General features: G+C 58.9%; 22 protein-coding genes and 1 tRNA gene. 15 read left to right on the top strand and 8 right to left on the bottom strand.

Annotated elements, in window-relative coordinates:
• Nucleotides 1-68 precede the first annotated feature (68 nt).
• Nucleotides 69-1,325, top strand: coding sequence for a YcbK family protein (locus GH784_RS15130; protein ID WP_065702427.1), 1,257 nt, complete (start codon nt 69-71; stop codon nt 1,323-1,325).
• A gap of 143 nt (nt 1,326-1,468) precedes the next feature.
• The gene (locus GH784_RS15135) at nt 1,469-2,212 is read left to right on the top strand and encodes a glycosyltransferase family 25 protein (RefSeq protein ID WP_065702428.1); all 744 of its coding nucleotides are present in this window, start codon (nt 1,469-1,471) and stop codon (nt 2,210-2,212) included.
• 11 nt (nt 2,213-2,223) lie between these two features.
• On the opposite strand, the gene GH784_RS15140 is transcribed toward GH784_RS15135, so the two are convergent.
• The 3 genes from GH784_RS15140 to GH784_RS15150 form a co-directional block, all read right to left on the bottom strand.
• A complete protein-coding gene (locus tag GH784_RS15140; protein ID WP_236735593.1) occupies nt 2,224-2,703 on the bottom strand; it encodes a pyridoxamine 5'-phosphate oxidase family protein in 480 nt (159 codons plus the stop codon).
• 557 nt (nt 2,704-3,260) lie between these two features.
• Entirely contained in the window at nt 3,261-3,842 is a 582-nt protein-coding gene (locus tag GH784_RS15145) for a DUF1003 domain-containing protein (protein WP_065702429.1), read from the bottom strand.
• A gap of 310 nt (nt 3,843-4,152) precedes the next feature.
• Nucleotides 4,153-4,228, bottom strand: a tRNA-Lys gene (locus tag GH784_RS15150).
• Nucleotides 4,229-4,569: 341 nt separating this feature from the next.
• Between GH784_RS15150 and GH784_RS15155 the strand changes: the two genes are divergently transcribed.
• Nucleotides 4,570-5,316, top strand: coding sequence for a cytochrome c biogenesis CcdA family protein (locus GH784_RS15155; RefSeq protein ID WP_025593718.1), 747 nt, complete (start codon nt 4,570-4,572; stop codon nt 5,314-5,316).
• A gap of 35 nt (nt 5,317-5,351) precedes the next feature.
• Nucleotides 5,352-6,290: an AEC family transporter gene (locus tag GH784_RS15160; protein WP_003515770.1), complete on the top strand. Its 939-nt coding sequence runs from the start codon at nt 5,352-5,354 to the stop codon at nt 6,288-6,290.
• On the opposite strand, the gene GH784_RS15165 is transcribed toward GH784_RS15160, so the two are convergent.
• A complete protein-coding gene (locus GH784_RS15165) occupies nt 6,274-7,482 on the bottom strand; it encodes a UbiH/UbiF family hydroxylase (RefSeq protein ID WP_065702430.1) in 1,209 nt (402 codons plus the stop codon). The two genes, GH784_RS15160 and GH784_RS15165, sit on opposite strands and share 17 nt — an antisense overlap.
• Before the next feature lie 209 nt (nt 7,483-7,691).
• On the opposite strand from GH784_RS15165, the gene pcsA reads away from it, so the two are divergent.
• The 10 genes from pcsA to GH784_RS15215 all read left to right on the top strand — a co-directional run bounded on the left by pcsA (nt 7,692) and on the right by GH784_RS15215 (nt 19,049).
• Nucleotides 7,692-8,417, top strand: coding sequence for a phosphatidylcholine synthase (gene pcsA, locus GH784_RS15170; RefSeq protein WP_025593712.1), 726 nt, complete (start codon nt 7,692-7,694; stop codon nt 8,415-8,417).
• Between the two features lie 212 nt (nt 8,418-8,629).
• A complete protein-coding gene (locus tag GH784_RS15175; protein WP_003515765.1) occupies nt 8,630-10,186 on the top strand; it encodes an ABC transporter ATP-binding protein in 1,557 nt (518 codons plus the stop codon).
• Nucleotides 10,176-11,267, top strand: coding sequence for an ABC transporter permease (locus tag GH784_RS15180; RefSeq protein WP_065702431.1), 1,092 nt, complete (start codon nt 10,176-10,178; stop codon nt 11,265-11,267). The genes GH784_RS15175 and GH784_RS15180 overlap by 11 nt, the downstream gene beginning before the upstream one ends.
• Nucleotides 11,267-12,187 (top strand): ABC transporter permease, encoded by a 921-nt coding sequence (locus GH784_RS15185; protein ID WP_019566110.1) that lies wholly within the window; start codon nt 11,267-11,269, stop codon nt 12,185-12,187. The genes GH784_RS15180 and GH784_RS15185 overlap by 1 nt, the downstream gene beginning before the upstream one ends.
• A gap of 37 nt (nt 12,188-12,224) precedes the next feature.
• Nucleotides 12,225-13,298, top strand: a complete 1,074-nt coding sequence (locus GH784_RS15190) for a BMP family ABC transporter substrate-binding protein (RefSeq protein WP_003515759.1) — start codon at nt 12,225-12,227, stop codon at nt 13,296-13,298.
• A gap of 232 nt (nt 13,299-13,530) precedes the next feature.
• Complete coding sequence (locus GH784_RS15195; RefSeq protein WP_003515757.1) at nt 13,531-14,268, top strand: FadR/GntR family transcriptional regulator; 738 nt, start codon at nt 13,531-13,533, stop codon at nt 14,266-14,268.
• Between the two features lie 206 nt (nt 14,269-14,474).
• Nucleotides 14,475-15,836, top strand: coding sequence for a bifunctional UDP-N-acetylglucosamine diphosphorylase/glucosamine-1-phosphate N-acetyltransferase GlmU (gene glmU, locus GH784_RS15200; RefSeq protein WP_019566111.1), 1,362 nt, complete (start codon nt 14,475-14,477; stop codon nt 15,834-15,836).
• A 204-nt stretch (nt 15,837-16,040) separates the two neighbouring features.
• A complete protein-coding gene (gene glmS / locus GH784_RS15205) occupies nt 16,041-17,867 on the top strand; it encodes a glutamine--fructose-6-phosphate transaminase (isomerizing) (RefSeq protein ID WP_003515753.1) in 1,827 nt (608 codons plus the stop codon).
• Nucleotides 17,864-18,367: a GNAT family N-acetyltransferase gene (locus GH784_RS15210; RefSeq protein ID WP_065702432.1), complete on the top strand. Its 504-nt coding sequence runs from the start codon at nt 17,864-17,866 to the stop codon at nt 18,365-18,367. The genes glmS and GH784_RS15210 overlap by 4 nt, the downstream gene beginning before the upstream one ends.
• A gap of 13 nt (nt 18,368-18,380) precedes the next feature.
• Nucleotides 18,381-19,049, top strand: a complete 669-nt coding sequence (locus tag GH784_RS15215) for a DUF502 domain-containing protein (protein WP_003515749.1) — start codon at nt 18,381-18,383, stop codon at nt 19,047-19,049.
• A gap of 3 nt (nt 19,050-19,052) precedes the next feature.
• On the opposite strand, the gene GH784_RS15220 is transcribed toward GH784_RS15215, so the two are convergent.
• Genes GH784_RS15220 through recG form a run of 4 tightly spaced genes read right to left on the bottom strand, consistent with a single transcriptional unit; the run spans nt 19,053 to nt 22,135 of the window.
• Nucleotides 19,053-19,436, bottom strand: a complete 384-nt coding sequence (locus tag GH784_RS15220) for a type II toxin-antitoxin system VapC family toxin (RefSeq protein ID WP_035198363.1) — start codon at nt 19,434-19,436, stop codon at nt 19,053-19,055.
• Nucleotides 19,433-19,690 carry a type II toxin-antitoxin system Phd/YefM family antitoxin gene (locus GH784_RS15225; RefSeq protein ID WP_003515745.1) on the bottom strand — a complete coding sequence of 86 codons (258 nt, stop codon included), beginning with the start codon at nt 19,688-19,690 and terminating at the stop codon, nt 19,433-19,435. Before GH784_RS15225 ends, GH784_RS15220 begins: the two co-directional genes overlap by 4 nt.
• A 54-nt stretch (nt 19,691-19,744) precedes the next feature.
• Entirely contained in the window at nt 19,745-20,017 is a 273-nt protein-coding gene (locus tag GH784_RS15230) for a hypothetical protein (protein WP_003515743.1), read from the bottom strand.
• A 12-nt stretch (nt 20,018-20,029) separates the two neighbouring features.
• Nucleotides 20,030-22,135 carry an ATP-dependent DNA helicase RecG gene (recG, locus tag GH784_RS15235; RefSeq protein WP_003515741.1) on the bottom strand — a complete coding sequence of 702 codons (2,106 nt, stop codon included), beginning with the start codon at nt 22,133-22,135 and terminating at the stop codon, nt 20,030-20,032.
• 187 nt (nt 22,136-22,322) lie between these two features.
• Between recG and GH784_RS15240 the strand changes: the two genes are divergently transcribed.
• The gene (locus tag GH784_RS15240) at nt 22,323-22,634 is read left to right on the top strand and encodes an FAD assembly factor SdhE (RefSeq protein ID WP_003515739.1); all 312 of its coding nucleotides are present in this window, start codon (nt 22,323-22,325) and stop codon (nt 22,632-22,634) included.

Here is a 22,634-nt window from a genome sequence, read left to right on the forward strand (position 1 = left end):
CTGTTTTGAAAAAGCAGACGATTCCGTTCCCGTGCTGCTGTTGTAAATGCAAGATACGGAGGCCACCCATGAAAGCTGTCGATAGCGCGAAAGGACGCGTTGCCTGTCAGCGTCTTGTTGTCGCGGTTTCGTTGCTCGGGCTTGCCGGATGCGTTTCAGCGGTGACGGATGACGACATGGCTGCCAACAGCAAAAAGCCGGCGATTTCCGCCGAGCAGAAGGCGCAGGCGGCATCGGCGGTTCATAGTCCGGCCGCCAAACAGCAGCAGGGGCATTACGTGGATCCCGCCGTGGCCTCCGCAACCGGCGGGGCCGTTGCGGCCCAGCCGCAGGCGCCCGGTGGCCCCGCACAAGGCTACGGTGCCGCCGCCGATATTGGCGGCCTGACGACGCAGCCGACGGCGATTTCCGCGGGTACATCAAGCATATATTCAAGCAGACCTGCCGTTGCGGCGGGAGCTACAGCCGCAGCGGGCGCACCTTCCCAGGGGATCGCGCCCGCCGTCAGCAGCGTCTATTCGGCACCAGTGCAGGCGACACAGCCGCAACCGGTATCCGCAACGGGACAAGTGCCGACTGCCGTGCCGGTACCGGCAGAACAGCACAGCGAAAACCGTCAGGCGGTTCCCGTACCAGCGCCGCAAAATGCGTCGGAACAGCTCGCAGCTGCTTCAGCACAGTCTTCTGGAGCCGCAAAACGGGCAGGCGAGGGGCAGGAAAGTGAGGGCACAGTAGTGCCGCTGGCAGCTTTCTTCGCCGGTGCGGCCAAGAAGCGCCTTCCGAAAATGATCGAAAACGGTACGGCGGAGAATACGCAGGTTGCGGCGCTCTCCGGCGGATCGGACAGGACGATGGGTATAGCGCTTTCCGGCCGTTCGATGATGTCTGACGAATTCGACGATGCGCATCTCGAAGACGAGGATGACCAGCCGGCCGGCCTGATGAAGCTTGCCTCGCTCTCCGGCCTCACCCGAGTTTCTCCGAACGGGCTTTTCCTGCAGACCGATCATGTTGAAGTCGGTTGTTTCAAGCCGGAACTGGTGCGCATGATCAAGGATGTCGAGCGCCACTACAACAGCCCGGCCATCGTCACCTCGGGTTATCGCCCGCCAAAGGGCATAAGGCAGGGTTCCAAGCACTACACCTGCGATGCAGCCGACATCCAGATCAAGGGCGTTTCCAAATGGGAGCTTGCGTCCTATCTGCGCTCGATGCCGCAGCGTGGTGGTGTAGGCACCTATTGCCACACCGAATCGGTTCACATGGATACGGGCGAAGCCAGAGACTGGAACTGGCGCTGCCGCCGCACCGCCCCGCGTAAATAATCTCGCGCCGCATTCTCGAACCATCAAAGCTTGCGCGTTGCTCGCCCGAAATTCTGCCGGCATGGAAATCACGGCATGCAGACAGGGTGCGCCACATGCTGTAGGAGACGGTTTCCCGACCCTATGCGCATGGTGCTTTCCGAATGCTGCCGATATCCGCTTTTCCCGTTTACATCATCTCCATCGCCAGAGCGCGCGCCCGTCTTGAAAAGATGCTGAACGGAGCATCAGGTCTTGGGCTAGATTTGCGCCCGGTGGAAGGTGTTGACGGTAAGACCATTCCCGCTGCCGAATGGACGGATTTTAACAGGCGCGGCTTTGAGCTTCGCAACGGCCGTCATGCCTTGCCTGGGGAGTATGGCTGTTATGCCAGCCATATCAAGGCACTGGAGATATTCCTCGCCACGGATGTGCCGGTTGCCGTGATCGTTGAGGATGATGTTGCCTTCACGCCTGACTTCTCCGATCGGGTCAAGGCAATGATCGCGATCATGCCTGAGAATTCCATCGTAAAGCTGACCAATCACCGCCACAGAGGTTTCAGAGCTAGGAAGACCAGCGCTCTCGGAGACAAGCTGGGGCGCTGCATATACGGGCCACAGGGATCGTCGGCCTGCTATATCATCTCACGCGGTGGAGCGGAGAAGTTTCTGAAAGCGGCAAGGGTGATGACGCTGCCTTTCGACCGGGCGCTGGAATGCGGCTGGGGTTACGGCACGCATGTATACGTCACCGAAAAAGATTTTCTGCCTTTCGGCGATCCGGACACGCTGGTCGGCACGCGCGCGGAATATCGCGGCAGCAAATTTGCCCGGTTGAACCGGGTGCCAGCCTATCTCTCCAGTTTTTATGACAATATTGCGCGGTATGTGTACGCCTATCTGTAGAGGGAGGCCGCTTAACGCACGAAATCTTCCCTCTGGACCGCTTTGCGGCCCGTGAGGCTTTCTTTTTGGATGCTGAAGAAAATCGGCTTGGTGGAGTCTGTTCCATTTTCGTGCGGATGGATCGTTGAGCCTCCCGGCTCCCACCAGTTCGGGTGTTTCTGGATCAGAGACCAGGCGTAGATCCGCTCGCTTTGCCATTGCTCGTTATCTTCAAGCTCCTGATAGAGGCCATGGAGAATTACGCTTGTCCATGTGCTGGTGTTTTTGACCTCATCAACCTGAAGGCAAACATGAGGGTTCAGGCGCATATTCTCTATCTTGGCTCCCATCATCGAGAAGCTGTAGACTCCACCCTCGTGAAACACGAAATGGATCGGCACCACATAGGGCCTGTCATGATCGATACAGGCAAGATGCCCGAAGCTCATCCGGGAAAGGAATGCGATGCATTCCGCCGATGTCATTTCTTCCAGATGGACACTTGACGCCATGATGATCACTCCGTTCTGGGCAGGCGACAACGATCATCTGATCGCGCCGCCTTCATTTTCCCATCTCTCGACAGCCGGGCTTCCGGATTTTTGGGTAGACTGAAATATGTCCCGGTTCTTATGGTGAGGAGCCGACGCAGCCGGGATTGGTTTACGCCTGCCGGAACCACGTCGAATGGCGGCGATCAGAACTGGCCTGCACGCGTCGAATTTCGACGAACCGCATAACGTTGCAGCACCCTTTTCAAGCCTGTCGATCGCCTTGACGAGCAGTGGCGCACGATCTGGATCGACATTTCGTTTTCGATTGGTGGAAGACATTTCGTCCTCCTTTGGTTGGGGCCAAGGCAGATGCACCTTTACATAACAGCGCCCGCTTCAAATGCTGCCATTGATTTATTCTGCGCTCTATATGAGGGATGCGCAAGCACATAGCTTGTCTGGAAACCATCCATGAAGTGCTGCAGCTGCTACTGTACCACCGGCACACAAAGCGCGTTCCGTTGCACATGGAATCGGCGCGCGGGCGCGATTTTCCGTATTTTGTCGTAAATTTTCTAGCCTGGTTGTTTCAGCACGAGTTTTGTCAAAAGGTCGATCTGCTGCTGCTGTTTATCGACGAGGGCTTTCAGCTCGATAGAGCGCATCCGATCGAACTTATCGTGCAGCGCCATTATTTCGATCTCTGCCTTCAGATTGACCTCGTAGTCATGTGCGGCGTCGATCCGATCCTTGGCCGCATGTCGGTTCTGGCTCATCATGATCACCGGCGCCTGAACCGCTGCGAGCATGGATAAGATGAGGTTGAGGAAAATGAACGGGTAGGGATCGAAGGCGTTCGAAGCCGCGATGATGTTTGCGCTCAGCCATATCGCAAGCAAAGCCGCAAATATAAGGATAAAGGTCCAGGAACCACCGAATTTGGCAACCGCATCCGCAAGCCGCTGGCCGGGCGTCAGTCTCTCGTCGAAAACCGCATTCGCGTCCGCCGAGATGGTGCGCCTTGCTGCAAGACGACGAAATATTGCTTTTTCCCTGTCCGGCAGCAGCTCAAGCGGTTTCCCCAGATAACGGCTCGCTCCCTCCGCCAGGTCCTGAGGTATGAGCATGTCACTGTCGTCTTCGATACGGGTTGCCATCGTTCTTTCTCCCTTGGCTCGCGTCACTCCGACGACCGCCTCCGGACCGAAGGTCGCCCCTACACGGATCAGGTATTAGCACACGCCATCGTACCATGCTTTGCATTGAGCTGCCTTATCGGCCGGTTCGCGAGCCAGGGGACGGCGTGTCAGGGAGGGCGGCGATTTGCGTTCTTCTGGGAGGCAGTTTCAGGGACGAGATCTGTCGTAACGCAACTTCAAGTCACGCGGCGCAAGCGCATATCGTTACCGCCAGCGAACATATCGATGGGCATTATGCGTCTTAACTTACTGATATCTTTGATAAAGGTGGTGAGAGCGCAGGGATTCGAACCCTGGACCTACTGATTAAAAGTCAGTTGCTCTACCGGCTGAGCTACGCTCTCCCGTGTCGGGGCTGGGATGCCCTTCGGAAGTGCGCGGAACATAGGTAGAGCGATCCGTTCGGTCAACCCAAAAAAAGCGCTTTCTACAATCAATCCGGTTTTTTTTGTCGCACCCCCGAAAAGGTGATTGGAGAGAGGGGGCGGCTGGGGATAAAAGCGGCTTCAGACATGTCTGGCAAACGGGTGAAATCGTTTTGCGGCAATGGCATGCGCCAAAATGAGAGCGTGAAACGCGGCGAATCTCGGGAATCGCGACGTGCCTTGCTGATCTTTTTGCGCGTGACGTTATCCCAAAACCGATTCCCGCTTTTGGGAGACATGCGTCAATGCGGAGTTCTTTCTTGTCGATTGCCGATATTTCCCTGTTCAGCGCGCTTCTGGCCGGTGCCCTTTCATTTCTGTCGCCCTGCGTCCTGCCGTTGGTGCCGCCTTACCTCTGCTATATGGCCGGTGTTTCGGTGGAGCAGTTCAGGACGGAGAATACCGCGCCGCGGCCTGAAATCCGCAGGGCCGTGCTGTTTTCGGCTTTCTTCTTCACGCTCGGTTTTGCCACGGTCTTCGTGGCGCTGGGTGCCGGTGCTTCGACGATCGGCACGCTGTTGCGCCAGAACCTCGATATTCTCGCCAAGATTGGCGGTTTCATCATCATCCTGATGGGCCTTAACTTTCTCGGTGTTTTCCGCATTGGCCTGTTTTCGCGTGAGGCGCGGTTTCAGGGGGCGGGCAAACCGGCTACGCTTTCCGGCGCCTATGTCATGGGCCTTGCCTTTGCCTTCGGCTGGACGCCCTGCATCGGTCCTGTCCTCGGCGCGATCCTCGGCGTTGCCGCCTCGCGTGACACGGTTGGAGATGGCGCGATGCTGCTTGCGGTCTATTCGCTTGGCCTTGCGGTGCCATTCTGGATTGCTGCAGCCTTTTCCGGTTCCTTCATGCGTTTCCTCGTCCGTTTCCGCCGCCATCTCGGTCTTGTGGAAAAGCTGATGGGTGTGTTGCTGGTGCTCACCGGCCTCGCTTTCATGACCGGTTTCATCACCAATGTGGCGATCTGGTTCCAGGAGACCTTTCCGATCCTGATGAAAATCGGCTAAGCCTCCCCGCGTATTTCATACGCGGGGGAAAGACTGTGGCCGATATCGTCGGATTGCTTTTGCCGTTTTTCGGCCTGATCTTCATCGGCTACGGCGCGGCGCGCATAACGAAACAGCCGGTCGAGGCGATGGGCTGGCTGAACACCTTCATCATCTATGCGGCGCTTCCGGCGCTGTTTTTCAAGCTGGTGTCGAAAACGCCGGTGGAAGAACTGACGCGCATGGATTTCGTTGCCGCCAGTCTTGCCTGCACCTACGGCATTTTCTTGGCTGTGTTCCTGATCGGCCGGTTCGTGAGAAAGAACAATCTCGCCGAAACGACGATCCAGAGTTTCGCGGCAAGCTACGGCAATATTGGCTATATGGGTCCGGGGCTTGCGCTTCTGGCGCTCGGTGAAAAAGCGGCAGTGCCCGTCGCGCTGATCGTCTGTCTCGAAAACGCCGCCCATTTCATCGTCGCACCGGCGATGATGGCGGTTGCGGGCGGTGACAAGCGCTCTGCAGCAAGGCTTGCGCTGGATGTGGCGCGCAAGGTCATTACTCACCCGTTCATCGTGTCGGTAATCGCCGGTTTTCTGGCCGCTTCGCTTTCATGGCAGCCGCCGGAGGCGGTGCAGCGGCTGGTGGATTATCTGGCGCAATCGGCGGCACCCTGCGCTCTGTTTGCCATGGGTGTCACGCTGGCGCTGCGGCCAATGAAGCGGGTGCCGGTCGAAATCAGCTATATCGTCCCGGCAAAGCTTATCCTGCATCCGCTTGCCGCTTATCTTGTGCTCTCGTCGCTCGGGCGGTTCGAACCGGTATGGATCTATTCCGCCGTGCTGCTTGCGGGCTTGCCGACCGCGACAAATGTCTTCGTCATCGGCCAGCAATATCACGTCTGGCAGGAGAGGGCGTCGGCGACGATCCTGATCTCGACGGTGCTTTCGGTCTTCACGCTGACGGGCGTGGTTTATTTCATCCAGCCTTTTTGAAGCTGCCGAACAGCAGCGAGGGCAGGGCCTTCAGCCCGCGCCCCGGCTCGATGCCTTCGCGCATGACCATGCTTCTGAGCGTGCCGATGCCGGATAGCACATGCAGACCAGCCGCACGCGCCATCTGCACCGGCAGTAGATCGGAAAGCAGCGACCGGTTGAGGAGATCGACGCTGAGGGTGCGGGTGTAGACATCCGCCCGCCGCTTGCGGTCGAAGCTACTGCCGGCATCCGCCGCAATCGGGCGGTCGGAGACGGCGCCGAGCAGGTCGGTGAGGGCGATGATGTCGCGCAGGCTGAGGTTCAGACCCTGTGCGCCGATGGGCGGGAAACCATGTGCAGCCTCGCCGATCAGGGCGACGCGGCCCTTGCCGAAGCGATGCGCGGTCATGGAAGACAGTGGCCATGCCTGCACGCTGTCTTCCACCGTAACGGCGCCGAGCATGGATTGCATGCGCTCCTCCACCCTGAGGCTGAGCGCTTCAAGCGGCAGTGCCGTCAGCTCTTCCGCTTGCGCTGGAGTGACAACCCAGACGAGGCTGGAGCGGTCGCCGGGCAGGGGAACCTGCGTGAAAGGTCCCGTGGGCGTATGGAATTCTGTCGAGACATTGCCGTGCGGCCGGCTATGGCTGAAGTTCAAAACGATGGCCGTCTGCGGATAGGACCAGGATTTGACGCCAATTGCGGCTGCATCCCGCACCATCGACTTCCTGCCATCCGCGCCGATCAGAAAATCTGCGGAGAGCGCTTCACCATCGCCAAGTGTTAACGATACACGGTCGTTGCCGATATCAATCGTCTCGGCGGTGGTTTCGAAGCGGGTAATACTGTGTTCCTGTTCGACCGCTTCGCTAAGCACGCCAAGCAGCGCCTCATTGGGAATATTCCAGCCGAATGCATCCAGCCCGATTTCAGAGGAGCGGAACTGCACGGTGGGCGCGCGCAGCAGGCGGTCGGTGCCGTCAATGATCTGCATGGTGGAAAGACGGGCTGCGGCAGGGGCTATGCGCGACCAGAGGCCTAGGCGGTCCATGAAGCGGATCGACTGGTCCATCAGCGCCGTCGTGCGCCGGTCCTTCTTTTCGCTGGGGGGCGCAACAAGCGCCACGTGGCGGCCCGCCCGCGCAAGCGCTATGGCCGCAATCTGGCCCGCAAGTCCCGCACCAGTGATGGCGATATCGAAGTGTCTCATGGTCCTGATCCGTTGTTATTTCCAAGGCATCATAAAGGCTTTGCGCGGGTAAATCCACTTTGACCCCGGAACATCCCGGCGTAAACATTCGTTGGTTGTACCGCTATATTAGTCCTAGGATAAGCCAGATCAGCCGGTTGCAAAGCGTGGTGAATGGCCGCATACCGGAATGAACAGGGCGGATGAAAAGCGGGGCGCAGACGCTGACCATGAAAATTTTCAACTACAAGCGTGTTCCCTACGCGGAAATCCGCGCCTTTTCCGTTCATATTTTGACGGCGTCCGGGTCGTTTCTGGCTTTTCTTGGCGTCGTCGCCGCTTCCGAACACCGCTTTGTCGACATGTTCTGGTGGCTGGGGCTTGCGCTGCTGGTGGATGGCATTGACGGGCCCATCGCCCGCAAGGTTCGGGTGAAGGAAGTTCTGCCCAACTGGTCCGGCGATACGCTCGACAATATCATCGACTATGTCACCTATGTGCTCTTGCCCGCCTTTGCGCTTTACCAGAGCGGCATGATCGGCGAGCCGCTATCCTTCGTTGCGGCTGGCATGATCGTGGTGTCGAGCGCCATCTATTACGCCGACATGGGCATGAAGACGGACGAATATTTCTTCTCCGGCTTTCCGGTGGTGTGGAACATGGTGGTGTTCACGCTGTTCGTCATGGATGCCAGCGCCACAACAGCCATGACTGTCGTTACCGTCTCGGTGTTCCTGACATTCCTGCCGATCAATTTCCTGCATCCGGTGCGCGTGAAGCGATTGCGGCCGCTTAATCTGGCAATCGTATTCGTCTGGTGTGCGCTTGGCGGTTATGCGTTGCTGATGCATTTCGAAACGCCGACCTGGGCGGTGATCGGCTTTGTAGCGAGCGGGCTTTATCTCTATTGCATCGGCGGAATATTGCAGTTTTTCCCCGCGCTCGGCGCGAAATAAGAAAAGCGTAAAGCCGTTTATTGCTTGTGCAAATTGCATTTAAGCAACGTCTTTTTCAGTTGTGCGCAGCAGCAAAACAGTTATCAATAAATCATGATCGCGCAGCATTGCATACGTGTTGTAGCCTGATTGGGAACAATGACCACGGTTGCTGAAATGCTTCGAAGAAAGCATGGGTAGCCGGTGTAGAGAGGGAATTCGTGACTGGAACTATGGCGCCGGAGGCCGTGCCTCTCCTGTCCGTTCGCAAGCTGACCAAGCTGTTCGGCAATTTCGCCGCATGCAACGGCATCGACCTCGATATAGCGCCGGGCGAAATCCACGCGCTTCTGGGTGAAAACGGCGCGGGCAAGTCCACGCTCGTCAAGATGCTGTTCGGCGTGCTCTCGCCGAGCGAGGGTGATATCGTCTGGCAGGGTCAGCCGGTTTCCATAGGTTCGCCAAGCGAGGCCCGCAGGCTCGGCATCGGCATGGTCTTCCAGCATTTCTCCCTGTTTGAGGCGTTGACGGTTGCTGAAAACATCGCCCTGTCGCTGGACCCGAAAATTTCATTGAAGGAAATCGCCAAGGAAGCGGAACAGCTTTCGCGCGCCTATGGCCTGCCGCTCGATCCCAATGCGCATGTCGCCGATCTTTCGGTTGGCGAGCGCCAGCGTATCGAGATCGTGCGCGCCCTGTTGCAGAACCCGCGCCTTATCATTCTCGACGAGCCGACTTCGGTTTTGACACCGCAGGAGGCGGACAAACTGTTCGAGACGCTGGCGAAGCTGAAGGCCGAAGGCCGTTCGGTGCTTTATATCAGCCACCGGCTGGAAGAGGTGCAGCGTATCTGCGACCGCGCCACCGTTCTGCGCCATGGCAAGGTTACGGGCGCCTGCGATCCGCGCAAGGAAACACCGGCATCTCTGGCGCGCATGATGGTGGGTAGCGATGTCGCAAGCGTTTCGCGACCGACGGGCGATGCCCTCGGTCAACCGCAGATCGAAGTCATGGGGCTTTCCGTTGCGCCACGCACGCCCTTTGCCGTGGCGTTGAAAGCGGTTTCCATGACTGTGCGCGCCGGCGAAGTGCTGGCGATTGCCGGGGTCGCCGGAAACGGGCAGGGCGAGTTGTTCGATGCGCTTTCGGGCGAATATCCCGTCTATAATAATGATGCGATCCATCTCCGCGGCAAGCCGGTCGGTCGTATCGGCATCAATGGCCGACGGCTGATGGGCGCCGGTTTCGTACCCGAGGAGCGCCACGGCCATGCCGCCGTTCCCGGCATGAGCCTTTCCGACAATCTTCTGCTGGCGCGGGCGCGCTCCGACCGCAAGGCATTTCTGACGGGTGGTTTTCTGCGCATCGTCAGGGGCTCGGCTATCAAGGCGGCGGCGCGGCGCATATCGGAAACCATGGATGTGCGCAAAAGCGGGGCAGATCCGCTGGCGGGATCGCTGTCAGGTGGCAATCTGCAAAAATTCATCGTCGGGCGCGAACTCGATCGTCAACCGGCCGTGCTTGTTGTCAACCAGCCGACATGGGGTGTGGATGCGGGGGCGGCGAGCCGTATCCGGCAGGCGCTTGTCGATCTCGCCAAAGCCGGCTCTGCCGTCATCGTCATCAGCCAGGACCTAGATGAAATCTTCGAGGTCGCCACCAATATCGCGGTCATTTCCGATGGGCAGCTTTCGCAGGCCTATCCGGTGGAAGACATGACGCTTGAAAAGATCGGCCTGCTGATGGGCGGCGTCCACACACAGTCAGGAGCCGCCCAGCATGCGCATTGAGCTTGAAAAACGGGCAGGGATCTCGAAGCTATTTACCCTTCTCTCGCCGCTTCTGGCACTGGTGCTGACGCTGCTCGTCGGCGCCATCATGTTCGCCATACTCGGTAAAAATCCGCTTGATGCGCTTTACGCCTTTTTCATCGAGCCACTGCTGGAGGTCTGGTCGCTGCATGAGCTGGCGATCAAGGCCGCACCGCTGATCCTGATCGCGGTTGGCCTGTCTATCTGTTATCGCTCCAACAACTGGAACATCGGCGCGGAAGGACAATTCACCATCGGCGCGATCACCGGTTCCATCCTGCCGGTGCTTTATCCGGACTGGCATTCGCCACTCATCCTGCCGTTGATGCTGGTTATGGGCGCCATCGGTGGCGCACTCTATGCCGGTATTCCGGCGCTGTTGAAGACGAAGTTCAACACCAACGAAATCCTCGTCAGCCTGATGCTGGTCTATGTCGCGCAGCTTTTTCTCGACTGGCTGACGCGCGGCATCTGGCGCGATCCGGGCGGCTATAACTTCCCGCAGACGAAACCCTTCAACGAGAGCGCAGTGCTGCCGGAAATGCTGGCATCGGGCCGGGCGCATTGGGGTTTCGTGTTTGCCATCGTAGCGGCCATCGCGCTGTGGTTCATGATGCGTTACATGCTGAAAGGCTTCGAGGTTACGGTTCTTGGCCAATCGGCGCGGGCAGGGCGTTTTGCCGGTTTCTCATCGAGCCGCATGGTCTGGTTTTCGATGCTGCTTTCCGGCGCGCTTGCCGGGCTTGCGGGCATTTCGGAAGCCTCCGGCTCCATCGGCCATCTTCAGCCCAGCATTTCTCCGGGTTACGGCTTCACCGCCATCATCGTCGCCTTTCTAGGCCGCCTCAATCCGCTCGGTATCATCCTCTCCGGGCTGGTGCTTGCACTGACCTATCTTGGTGGTGAGGCGGCGCAGCTTTCCATCGGTGTGTCTGACAAGGTGACGCGTGTGTTTCAGGGGCTGATGCTGTTCTTCGTACTCTCCTGCGATACGTTGATCTTCTACCGCATCAAGGTCGTCTTCACCGGCAAGGCGCATAACAGCCAAGGAGCGGCATGATGGATATGCTTCAGGCCATCCTTCTCACGGTCATCACTGCCGCCACACCGCTCGTCCTTGCCGCCTCGGGCGAGCTGGTGGCGGAACGCTCCGGCGTCCTCAATCTCGGCGTCGAGGGCATGATGATCATGGGTGCGGTCTGCGCTTTCGCTGCCGCGCATATGACCGGTTCGCCCTATCTCGGCATTCTGGCCGGTATCGCGTCGGGCGCGGTTTTCTCGCTGCTCTTCGGTTTCCTGACGTTGACGCTCGTTACCAACCAGGTGGCGACGGGCCTTGCGCTGACCATTCTCGGTCTTGGCGTTTCCGGCATGCTGGGCGAAAGCTTCGTTGGCCTGCCGGGCGTCAAGCTGCAGCCCATCGTCTTTCCGGTGCTGTCGGAGATACCATTCATCGGCCCCTTGCTGTTCCGGCAAGACCTGATCTTCTACATGTCCATCGCGCTCGTTGCCGGCATAAGCTGGTTTCTGTTCAAGAGCCGCACGGGTCTCAAGATCCGCGCCATCGGCGACAATCACGGTTCTGCCCATGCGCTTGGCATCAACGTCATCCGCACACGCTATCTGGCTGTCATGTTTGGCGGTGCGTGCGCGGGGCTTGCTGGTGCGCAGCTTTCGTTGGTCTATACGCCGCAATGGGTGGAAAACATGTCGGCCGGGCGTGGCTGGATCGCACTGGCGCTCGTCGTCTTCGCGTCCTGGCGTCCATGGCGGGTGCTGGCAGGCGGTTATCTGTTCGGCGCTGTCACCATCGGGCAGTTGCACGCCCAGGCATTCGGCATTGGCGTGCCGTCGCAACTGCTTTCGGCGCTGCCCTATATCGCAACTATTGTCGTGCTGGTCATCATCTCGCATAATCGCCGCACGACCTTGATCAACACGCCGGCATCACTGGGTAAATCCTTCGTGCCGGACCGGTGAGAAAAACTTCCAGTCTCCAAACCAAACAGGGGTAAAAATGAAAAAACTGGTCATCGCACTTGCTGCTTCCATAGCGGCTCTTGGAGGCGTCGTTTCTTCGGCTGAGGCCGCCGACGCAAAGAAGGTCTGCTTCATCTATGTCGGCAGCCGCACCGATGGCGGCTGGACGCAGGCGCACGAAATCGGTCGCGAAGAGCTGCAGAAGCATTTCGGCGACAAGATCGAAACGCCGTTCCTCGAAAGCGTTCCGGAAGGCCCGGATGCCGAACGCGCCATCGAGCGCATGGCACGTTCCGGCTGTGAGCTGGTCTTCACCACTTCCTTCGGCTTTATGGATGCGACCGTTAAGGTTGCCCAGAAGTTCCCCAAGGTGAAGTTCGAGCACGCCACCGGCTTCAAGACCGCCGAAAACGTCGCGACCTACAATTCGCGTTTCTATGAAGGCCGCTACATTCAGGGCCAGATCGCCGCAAAGATGTCGAAGAAGGGTGTTGCCGGCTACATCGCTTCCTTCCCGATCCCGGAAGTGGTGATGGGCATCGACGCTTTCGTTCTTGGCGCGCAGTCCGTCAATCCTGAGTTCAAGGTCAAGGTTGTCTGGGCCAACACCTGGTTTGACCCCGGCAAGGAAGCCGATGCCGCCAAGGCGCTTATCGACCAGGGCGTCGATATCCTGACGCAGCACACCGATACGACGGCTCCGATGCAGGTTGCAGCCGAGCGCGGCATCAAGGCCTTCGGTCAGGCTTCCGATATGATCAAGGCCGGTCCGGAGACACAGCTGACCGCGATCAAGGACACCTGGGGCGCTTATTACATCAAGCGCACGCAGGCCCTGCTTGACGGCACGTGGAAGTCCGAATCCATCTGGGACGGCCTGAAGGACGGCATCCTGACCATGGCGCCTTACACCAACATGCCTGATGACGTGAAGAAGATGGCTGAGGAAACCGAAGCCAAGATCAAGTCGGGCGAGTTGCACCCCTTTACCGGTCCGGTGAAGAAGCAGGACGGTTCGGAATGGCTGAAGGCGGGTGAGAAGGCTGAAGACGGCGTTCTGCTCGGCCTCAACTTCTACGTTGCCGGCGTGGACGACAAGCTGCCGCAATAATGTGACACGCAGGTACTAGCTGCTAACGGGACCGCGCATGCAATTCATGCGCGGTCTTTGTTATTTTGATGTGTTTTATTGTTCGAACGAAGTTTGGCTTTGCTTTTCACGCGCGTTGATGTTTTTCACTGTATTCTGCGTTGAAAATCGGGCTGCTTTCCTGGATTACACAAGTCAGGCGCGATTTTTACATCTTCAACCGAACGGAAGGACATGGAATTTGCAGCGCGGAATGCTCGATGCGGCGATCGGTTTTCGAAAGTTGCGGACAAATCATGCTCAGGTCGTTCACAAGCTCGGTCTCGATATCGTGTCCGGAGTTTTCAAGACGGGTGACATCCTGCCGGGCGATGCCGAGCTGATGGAGCGGCTGAAAGTCTCTCGAACGGTGCTTCGCGAGGCGATGAAGACGCTCACCGCCAAGGGCATGATCTCCCCCAAGGCGCGCATCGGTACCCGTGTGACGGAGCGCGAAAGCTGGAACATGTTCGACAGCGAGGTGCTGCTCTGGCACTTCGAGGCTGGTGTCAGCGAGGAATTCCTGCTGCATCTCTACGATATCCGCCAGGCGTTCGAACCCTATGGCGCGGGTCTTGCTGCCGCCAGGGCAAAAGACGCCGATATCGCAAGGCTTGTCGCTTACGCCAACGAGATGGGCAACACGGCTTATTCCAAGGAAAAGCGCGCGCTTGCGGATATGAATTTCCACGTTCTCATCACCGAAATGTCCGGCAACCCGTTCATGCGCACCGTCGGTTCGCTGATAAAGGCGGCGCTGGCGGGCATTTTCCGGATGAGCAACCCGGAAGCCGATCCCAACGAGATTTCCGACGTGTCTGCCTCTCACCTGCGACTCGTTGAAGCGTTTCGCCTGCGTGATGAGGGGGCAGCCCGGCGCGAGATGGAAAGGCTGATTGAAAACGGCCGTCAGCAGATACTCGAATTCACGGCCCGTAACTCCCGCCCATAGATCATGCCAGCCTGCCGCTGATCACGTTTGATGAAAATCGGCGTGGAAATTTGGTGGAGATTTGCATGGTTTCTTAAGTGGGGCGCCGTTATAGCAGTGCCGGAAAGAAATCACCCATACGCCCGTCCGCAGTGCTGGCCGGCGTAAAGTCAAACATTGCCCCTGTCCGGGCCGCCTGTGGCCGGTGACGGGGTGTTGGAGGTCTTATGGAGCGCAGCTCTCTAGCCGTTATTCTCGCAGCGGGCGACAGCACGCGCATGAAGTCTTCGAAGTCCAAGGTGCTTCATCCGGTCGCTGGACGCCCGATGATCGGGCATGTGGTGGAGGCTGTTGCTGGAGCGGGCGTCGGCGCGGTGGCGCTGGTGGTCGGGCGCGATGCCGACAATGTCGCTGCTGCGGCAAGTCTCAAGGGCCTGCAGGTCGAGGCTTTCCTGCAAAAGGAACGCAAGGGCACCGGGCATGCGGTTCTTGCCGCACGCGAGGCGATCGAACGCGGTTTTGACGATGTCATCGTCGCTTATGGCGATGTGCCGCTCATCACCTCAGCCACGCTCGACAGGGCGCGCGAGGCGATTGCCGACGGTGCCGATGTCGCCGTTATCGGGTTCCATACTGACCGTCCCACGGGTTACGGGCGGCTTCTGGTCGAGAATGGCGAGCTGGTCGCGATCCGAGAGGAAAAGGACGCCACCGACGAGGAGCGCAAGGTCACCTGGTGCAACAGCGGATTGATGGCCATCAACGGCCGCAATGCGCTGGATCTGCTGGATCGGATCGGCAACAGCAATGTGAAGGGCGAATATTATCTGACTGACATCGTCGAGATCGCCCGTTCTCTCGGCCGCCGCGCCATTGCCATCGATGCGCCGGAAAAGGAATTGACCGGCTGCAACAACCGCGCTGAACTCGCCTTCATCGAGAGGCTCTGGCAGGAGCGCCGCCGTCACGAATTGATGGTCGACGGCGTTTCGATGATCGCGCCTGAGACAGTATTCCTTTCCTTCGATACGAAGATCGGTCAGGATGTCCTGATCGAGCCCAACGTCGTTTTCGGTCCCGGCGTGACGATCGAGCCGGGTGCGATCATTCATGCATTTTCGCATCTGGAAGGGGCCTATCTGGCCCAGGGTGCGGTTGTCGGTCCATTTGCGCGGTTGCGTCCGGGTGCAAACCTGCACGCCAACGCCAAGGTCGGCAATTTCTGTGAGGTCAAGAAGGCCGAGATCGGCGAGGGCGCAAAGGTCAACCATTTGACCTATATCGGCGATGCTTTCGTGGGTGCAGGCAGCAATATCGGCGCGGGTGCCATCACCTGCAATTATGACGGTTACAACAAGTCCGAAACGCGGATCGGAGCCAACAGCTTCATCGGCTCGAATTCGTCGCTGGTTGCTCCCGTCTCCATTGGAGAGCGGGCGTATATCGCCTCCGGCAGCGTGATTACCGATGACGTGCCTGCCGATGCGCTGGCTTTCGGGCGCGCGCGCCAGGAGGTGAAACCGGGCAGGGCGGTCGCGTTGCGCGAGCGGGCGAAAGCGCTGAAGGAAGCGAAGAAAAAATCCTCTTAGATGACGTTACCGAGCGATACTGAAAGTGACCGGCGGGATAATTGCCGATTTCAGAGAAACGGTTAAAGCATTTCCAGTAAAGGTGCGCAGCGGTTTTACGTCCGGAAATGCATCAGAACAAAAAGGTGGTGTATTTTCGCATTTCAGGGAAAGGCGGAAATACTCTGGAAGTTTCGGTGAAGAGATCGCCGTCTGGAGAAATATATGTGCGGAATTGTCGGAATTGTCGGAACGCAGCCCGTTGCTGAACGGCTTGTCGATGCGCTGAAGCGCCTCGAATATCGCGGTTACGATTCGGCGGGTGTCGCCACCATCGACAATGGCGCGATGGACCGTCGCCGGGCGGAAGGCAAGCTGTTCAATCTGGAAAAGCTGGTCTCTGAAAAGCCGCTGCCAGGTGTCGTCGGCATCGCGCATACGCGCTGGGCGACGCATGGCGTGCCGAACGAAACCAACGCCCACCCGCATTTCGTCGAAGGCGTTGCCGTCGTTCATAACGGCATCATCGAAAACTTCTCTGAACTGCGCGAGGAACTGAGCGCCGAGGGTGCAACCTTCACCACCCAGACCGACACCGAAGTGGTGGCGCAGCTTCTGGCAAAATACACCCGCGAAGGGCTTGGCCATCGCGAGGCGATGCTGAAGATGCTGAACCACGTGACCGGTGCCTATGCGTTGGTGGTGATGTTTCAGGACGATCCCAATACGCTGCTTTCGGCGCGCTCCGGCCCGCCGCTTGCCGTCGGTTACGGCAGGGGCGAGATGTTCCTGGGGTCCGACGCAATCGCGCTTTCGCCTTTCACCAATGAGATCACCTATCTGGTGGATGGCGACTGCGCCATTGTGACCCGTGACGGTGCGGAAATCATCGATTTCTCCGGCAAGCCGGTGAAACGCGAGCGCCAGATTTCGCAGGCGACGGCTTTCGTGGTCGACAAGGGCAACCACCGCCATTTCATGGAAAAGGAAATCTATGAGCAGCCGGAAGTCATTTCCCATGCGCTCAGCCACTATGTGGATTTCGCCTCCAAAACCGTGAAGGATGCCGATAAGGCAATCGATTTCGCCAGGCTTTCCGGCCTTGCCATTTCCGCCTGCGGCACGGCCTATCTTTCCGGCCTGATCGGCAAATACTGGTTCGAACGTTACGCGCGCCTGCCGGTGGAAATCGATGTCGCATCGGAATTCCGTTACCGCGAGATCCCGCTCGTTCCCACGCAGGCCGCGCTGTTCATTTCGCAATCGGGCGAAACCGCCGATACGCTGGCGGCCTTGCGTTACTGCCAGCAAGAGGGACTGAAGATCGGCGCAGTGGTCAATACACGTGAATCGACCATGGCGCGCGAATCGGATGCGATCTTTCCGATCCTCGCCGGCCCGGAAATCGGCGTGGCCTCCACCAAGGCCTTCACCTGCCAGCTTGCCGTGCTCGCTTCGCTCGCGGTTGCCGCGGGCAAGGCGCGCGGCACGTTGAAGCCAGGCGAGGAAAAGGAGCTGGTGCAACAGCTTATCGAGATGCCGCGCATCATGAGCAAGGTGCTGAACCTCATCCAGCCGCAGATCGAGGCGCTGTCGCGCGATCTGTCGCGCTTCAAGGATGTACTTTATCTCGGCCGCGGCACCAGCTTCCCGCTGGCGCTGGAAGGCGCACTGAAGCTCAAGGAAATTTCCTATATCCACGCCGAAGGATATGCAGCCGGCGAGCTGAAGCATGGGCCAATCGCACTGATCGACGAGAACATGCCTGTCATCGTCATCGCGCCGCATGACCGCTTCTTTGAAAAGACCGTTTCGAACATGCAGGAAGTGGCCGCGCGCGGTGGCCGCATCATCTTCATCACCGACGAGAAGGGCGCCGCTGCGTCCAAGCTCGACACCATGGCGACGATCACGCTGCCCAATGTCGACGAGCTGATCGCGCCGATGGTCTTCTCGCTGCCGATCCAGCTGCTGGCCTATCACACCGCCGTCTTCATGGGCACGGATGTGGACCAGCCACGCAATCTGGCGAAATCGGTGACGGTGGAATGATCATCCGGCCGGAGCGGCAAGGTGATGAAGAAGCGATTGCTCGCGTTACGGAAGATGCCTTCCGTAACGTCGACTACAGCGACAAGACGGAACATGTGATCGTCGAACGGCTTCGCAAGGCCGGTGCGCTGACTGTTTCTCTGGTTGCCGAGGACAGCGAAGGCATCATCGGCCATATCGGTTTTTCACCGGTAACACTGTCGGGCGGCGAGACCGGCTGGTTCTGTCTTGCGCCCTTATCGGTGGCGCCGGACCGGCAAAGGCAGGGTGTCGGCTCGGGGCTGGTTCGGGAAGGGCTTGCCGCGCTGGACCGTCTGAGTGCTTCTGGCGCAGTTGTCGCTGGCGATCCGGACTATTACGGCCGCTTCGGTTTTCGCCATGTTGAGGGCCTGAGCGGCAAGGGGATTCCTGACGAATATTTCACAGTTCTTCGCTTGCATGGCGGAACTCCATCCGGCATTGTCGGTTTTCATCTGGGTTTCGATAGCGACAACGCTTAATTCCGAACGGTAAATGACCGATATTCCAGTCAAAATTTCATTCGCAGCCCGTCTGCGCAACAGCTTCCTCACGGGCGTCCTCATCCTTGCGCCTGTCACCATCACCATGTGGCTGGTATGGAGCTTCCTGCAATGGGCGGATAGCTGGGTTAAGCCCTATATTCCCGCCCGTTACGATCCCGAGCAATATTTCGATGTGGCGATCCCCGGCTTCGGCCTGCTGATCGCCGTCATCGGCATCACACTCATCGGCTTTCTCGGCAACAACCTCATTGGCAAATGGATCGTCGGCGTCGGCGAATCCGTTCTCAACCGCATGCCGCTGGTGCGGCCGATCTACAAGAGCATCAAGCAGCTGTTCGAATCCGTCCTGAAAGAGCATTCGAACTCTTTCAAGAAGGTCGGCCTGATCGAGTTTCCGTCACCCGGCACTTGGGCGATGGTATTCGTATCCTCGGAGGTCAAGGGAGAGCTTGCCCATCGCTTCAACGAGATGGGCCAGGAGATGGTTGCCGTCTTCCTGCCACCGACTCCGGTGCCGACGGCGGGTTTCCTGCTGTTCGTGCCGAAGGACAAGATCGTGATGCTGGACATGACACCGGAAGACGCGGCGAAACTGCTGATTTCAGGTGGACTGGTGGCTCCGGATTTCACGCCGCCGAAAATGATTGCGCCGGTTTGAGCCTTACAGGAGGCCGCTGATATCTGTTTGCGAAAAGTCGTTGCCGACATAAAGCAAAGGGCAGCCTTCAGCTTTTGCCAGCTCATAGGCAAAGCAGTCTCCGAAATTCAGCCCGGCGGGGTGGATACCCTTTCCCCAGATGCGATAGGCTTCCGAAATGCCACGGATTGATTTAGCAGTAACGGGTTTGATTTCGACGCTCAGCCCTTCGATCAGCATCTCGAGTTCCCGGCTGCGGCCACGTCTTTGCGCTACGATCACAGCTTCGGCAAGCGTACCGGCGGATATCAGCAATGGTTCATCCGTATCGAGAGCCATGGCACATGCATCTGCTGTGGGTTCATCAAGCAGGATTGCAAGCAGAGCAGATGTATCGATGACCATCATTTTGGAAGGCCGTGCTCGTCGTAAAGGAAATCCTGACTATGCGCGGCATCCGGGCCATCGTCGCTCTTGGTCGCGACGGCCGCGCGCACTTTATCAAGCACGGCCCTGCGGGATTTTTTATCCGCCACAACAACCACTGGAACCAGCCGCACTGCTGCATGACCATGCCGGGTGAGAATGATTTCGTCCCCGGCCTCGGCGCGTCGTACCAATTCTGTCAGTTGGCCTTTTGCATCAGTTACGGATATCTGCATGGCTAACCTTAAGCGTTAAATCTCGCTTTAGATTAGTCTATTGAATGGACCAAATCAATCCTCGTCATCGAGATCATCCACCTCTGTTCCCGTCGTGGTCGCATGGAACACGGGGACGAAAAGCCGCATGTAGACCAGCCGCACGCTCCAGCCCTGTTCCAGTGCCTCTGTCCATGCCTTCTTGCGGCCTGGCTTTTTGAAGGCCTTGCCGATCGCTTTCTTCTGGCTTTTGGCGAAGGTGTCGGGTTGCAGGATGTTTTGCGGTGAGCAGAGCGCGTAGCCCTTTCTGAAGGCGGGCGGTGGGCGGCGTGGGTCGATCATGTTCATGGCGGTTCACTTTCAGCCGGCGTGCAGGAAGCGGATAGCTTCGTCGCGGCGGTGCAGATAGAGCAGGGTGCGCAGGCTTTCGCCGCGCGGGCCGGTCAGTTCGGGGTCGCGCTCGATGACATAGGCGGCGTCCTTGCGGGCGATTTCCAGGAGGTCGGCATGGGCTTCGAGGCTGGCGATGCGGAAGCCCGGGGTGCCGGACTGGCGGGTGCCGAGGAGTTCGCCTTCGCCGCGCAGCTTCAAATCCTCTTCCGCAATCAGGAAGCCGTCCTCGCTGTCGCGCAGGATGGAAAGTCGGGCGCGGCCGTTTTCGCTGAGCGGCCCCTTGTAGAGCAGGATGCAGGTGGAGGCCTCGTCACCGCGTCCAACCCGGCCACGCAGCTGGTGAAGCTGAGCCAGGCCGAAACGTTCGGCATGTTCGATGACCATGATCGTGGCGTCCGGAACGTCGACACCCACTTCCACCACTGTCGTTGCCACCAGCAGCCGGGTTTCGCCGTTCTTGAAAGCCAGCATGGCGGCGTCCTTCTCCGGGCCGCTCATGCGCCCATGGATGAGACCGATATTGACACCGAGCATCTGCGAGAGAACCGCATGTCGTTCTTCCGCCGACATCAGGTCGGACTCTTCCGTCTCCTCCACCAGCGGGCAGATCCAGTAGGCCTTCTTGCCCTCCTTCAGCGCGGCGCGCAGCCGCTCGACGATGTCGCCGATGCGCTCTGTGGGGATTGTCACGGTCTGGATGGGTTTTCGGCCAGCCGGTTTTTCGGTGAGTTTTGATACATCCATGTCGCCGAAGGCGGCCAGCACCAGCGTGCGCGGAATGGGCGTGGCGGTCATAACAAGCATATGCGGCGTGATGCCCTTGGCGGTGAGACGCAGGCGCTGGTGTACGCCGAAACGGTGCTGCTCATCCACCACGGCCAGCACGAGGTTCTTGTAACTCACGCTGTCCTGGAACAGCGCGTGCGTGCCGATGACGATCTGTGCCTCACCGGAGGCCACGCGTTCTTCGATCTCGCGACGCTCCTTGCCCTTGGTGCGGCCGGTCAGCACCTCAACCGTGATGCCCGCGGCATTGGCGAGTTTGGAGATGGTGGCGAAATGCTGCCGGGCAAGAATTTCGGTCGGGGCCATCAACACCGCCTGTCCGCCGGCCTCGACGGCGGTTGCCATAGCCATCAGCGCCACCAGCGTCTTGCCCGCGCCGACATCGCCCTGCAACAGCCGCAACATACGGTCCTCGCTGGCCATATCGGTCAGGATATCTTTCACCGAGGCATTCTGGCTCGGCGTCAGGGAGAAGGGGAGTTGCGACAGGATTTTTGCAGCAATGTCCCCCTTGGCGCGGATCGGCTGGCCCGCGACCTTGCGCAGTCTTTGCCGCACCAGCGCCAGTGACAGCTGCCCGGCCAGAAATTCGTCGTAGGCGAGCCGTCTGCGTGCCGGGGCCTGAGGATCGATATCGGCGCTGTCGCGCGGATCGTGCAACTCACGGAAGCTCGATGCCACGTCGCCGAACCCCTGCCGGGTCTTCAGCGTTTCGTCGATCCATTCGGGAAAGACCGGCAGTTTCGAAAGTCCGCCTTCAATTGCCCGCCGCAGCACCTTCGGAGACAGCCCGGCTGTCATTGGATAAACGGCTTCGACCAGCGGCAGGTTCTCGGATTCGGAAAGCTTCACCATGAAATCCGGATGCACCATGGAGGCGCGGCCGTTGAACCAGTCCACCTTGCCGCTGACGAGAACCTCTTCATCGACGGGCAAGGCCTTGGAAAGCCAGTCTCCCTTGGCGCGGAAGAAGGTCAGCGCCAGTTCCCCGGTCTCGTCATGCAGGAAAACACGGTAGGGCGCGGAACGATTGCCTGGTGGAGCTGGCTGATGCCGGTCGACACGTCCCTGAATGGTGACAATGGCGCCGGGAGCGGCAAGCGCGATGCCCGGGCGGTTGCGCCGGTCGATGACGTTTGATGGCGCGTGGAACAGAAGATCGATCACGCGGGTGTCGTCGGCATTTTCCCGGCTCAGCAGTTTGGCCAGAAGGTCGGCAAGCTTCGGCCCCACACCGGCAAGGGTGGAGACGGAAGCAAATAGCGGATCGAGAATGGCGGGACGCATGCTCAGCAAAATCGGGGAAGGGGACGCGTTATGCAAGACGTGGCGCCCGACAAAGGCTGTTTATCACCGGCAGATTTTAGCCGCCGTGGCATTATTTCGATAAAAACCGGTTCCAAGCGTTCGCCTCCTGTTCTATAGGAGGGCGCAATCAACATCCTGTTGAATAGCCAACCGAAAGGTGAATGCGATGACTGGACTGGTGCGCACGAGCGCCGACCTCGATCCGAGGCGCAGGCGGATACTTTACCGCTGCTGGCACCGGGGCATTCGCGAGATGGATCTGGTGCTCGGGCAATTTGCGGAAGACAATATTGCCGGGCTTTCCGACGATCAGCTTGACGAGCTGGAAATCATCATGGCGGAAGAGGATAACGACCTCGTCAAGATGGTGACAGGTGCCCTGCCGGTGCCGGAAAAATTCCAGACCCCGTTGTTCGAGAAGATCGCCTCTTACCGTCCCGATTTCGATCTCGTCACAGCCGAAACCCTGAAGGCCTGA

Origin of the sequence: Agrobacterium tumefaciens, from assembly GCF_009649785.1 — a bacterium.
Lineage (GTDB): Bacteria > Pseudomonadota > Alphaproteobacteria > Rhizobiales > Rhizobiaceae > Agrobacterium > Agrobacterium tumefaciens.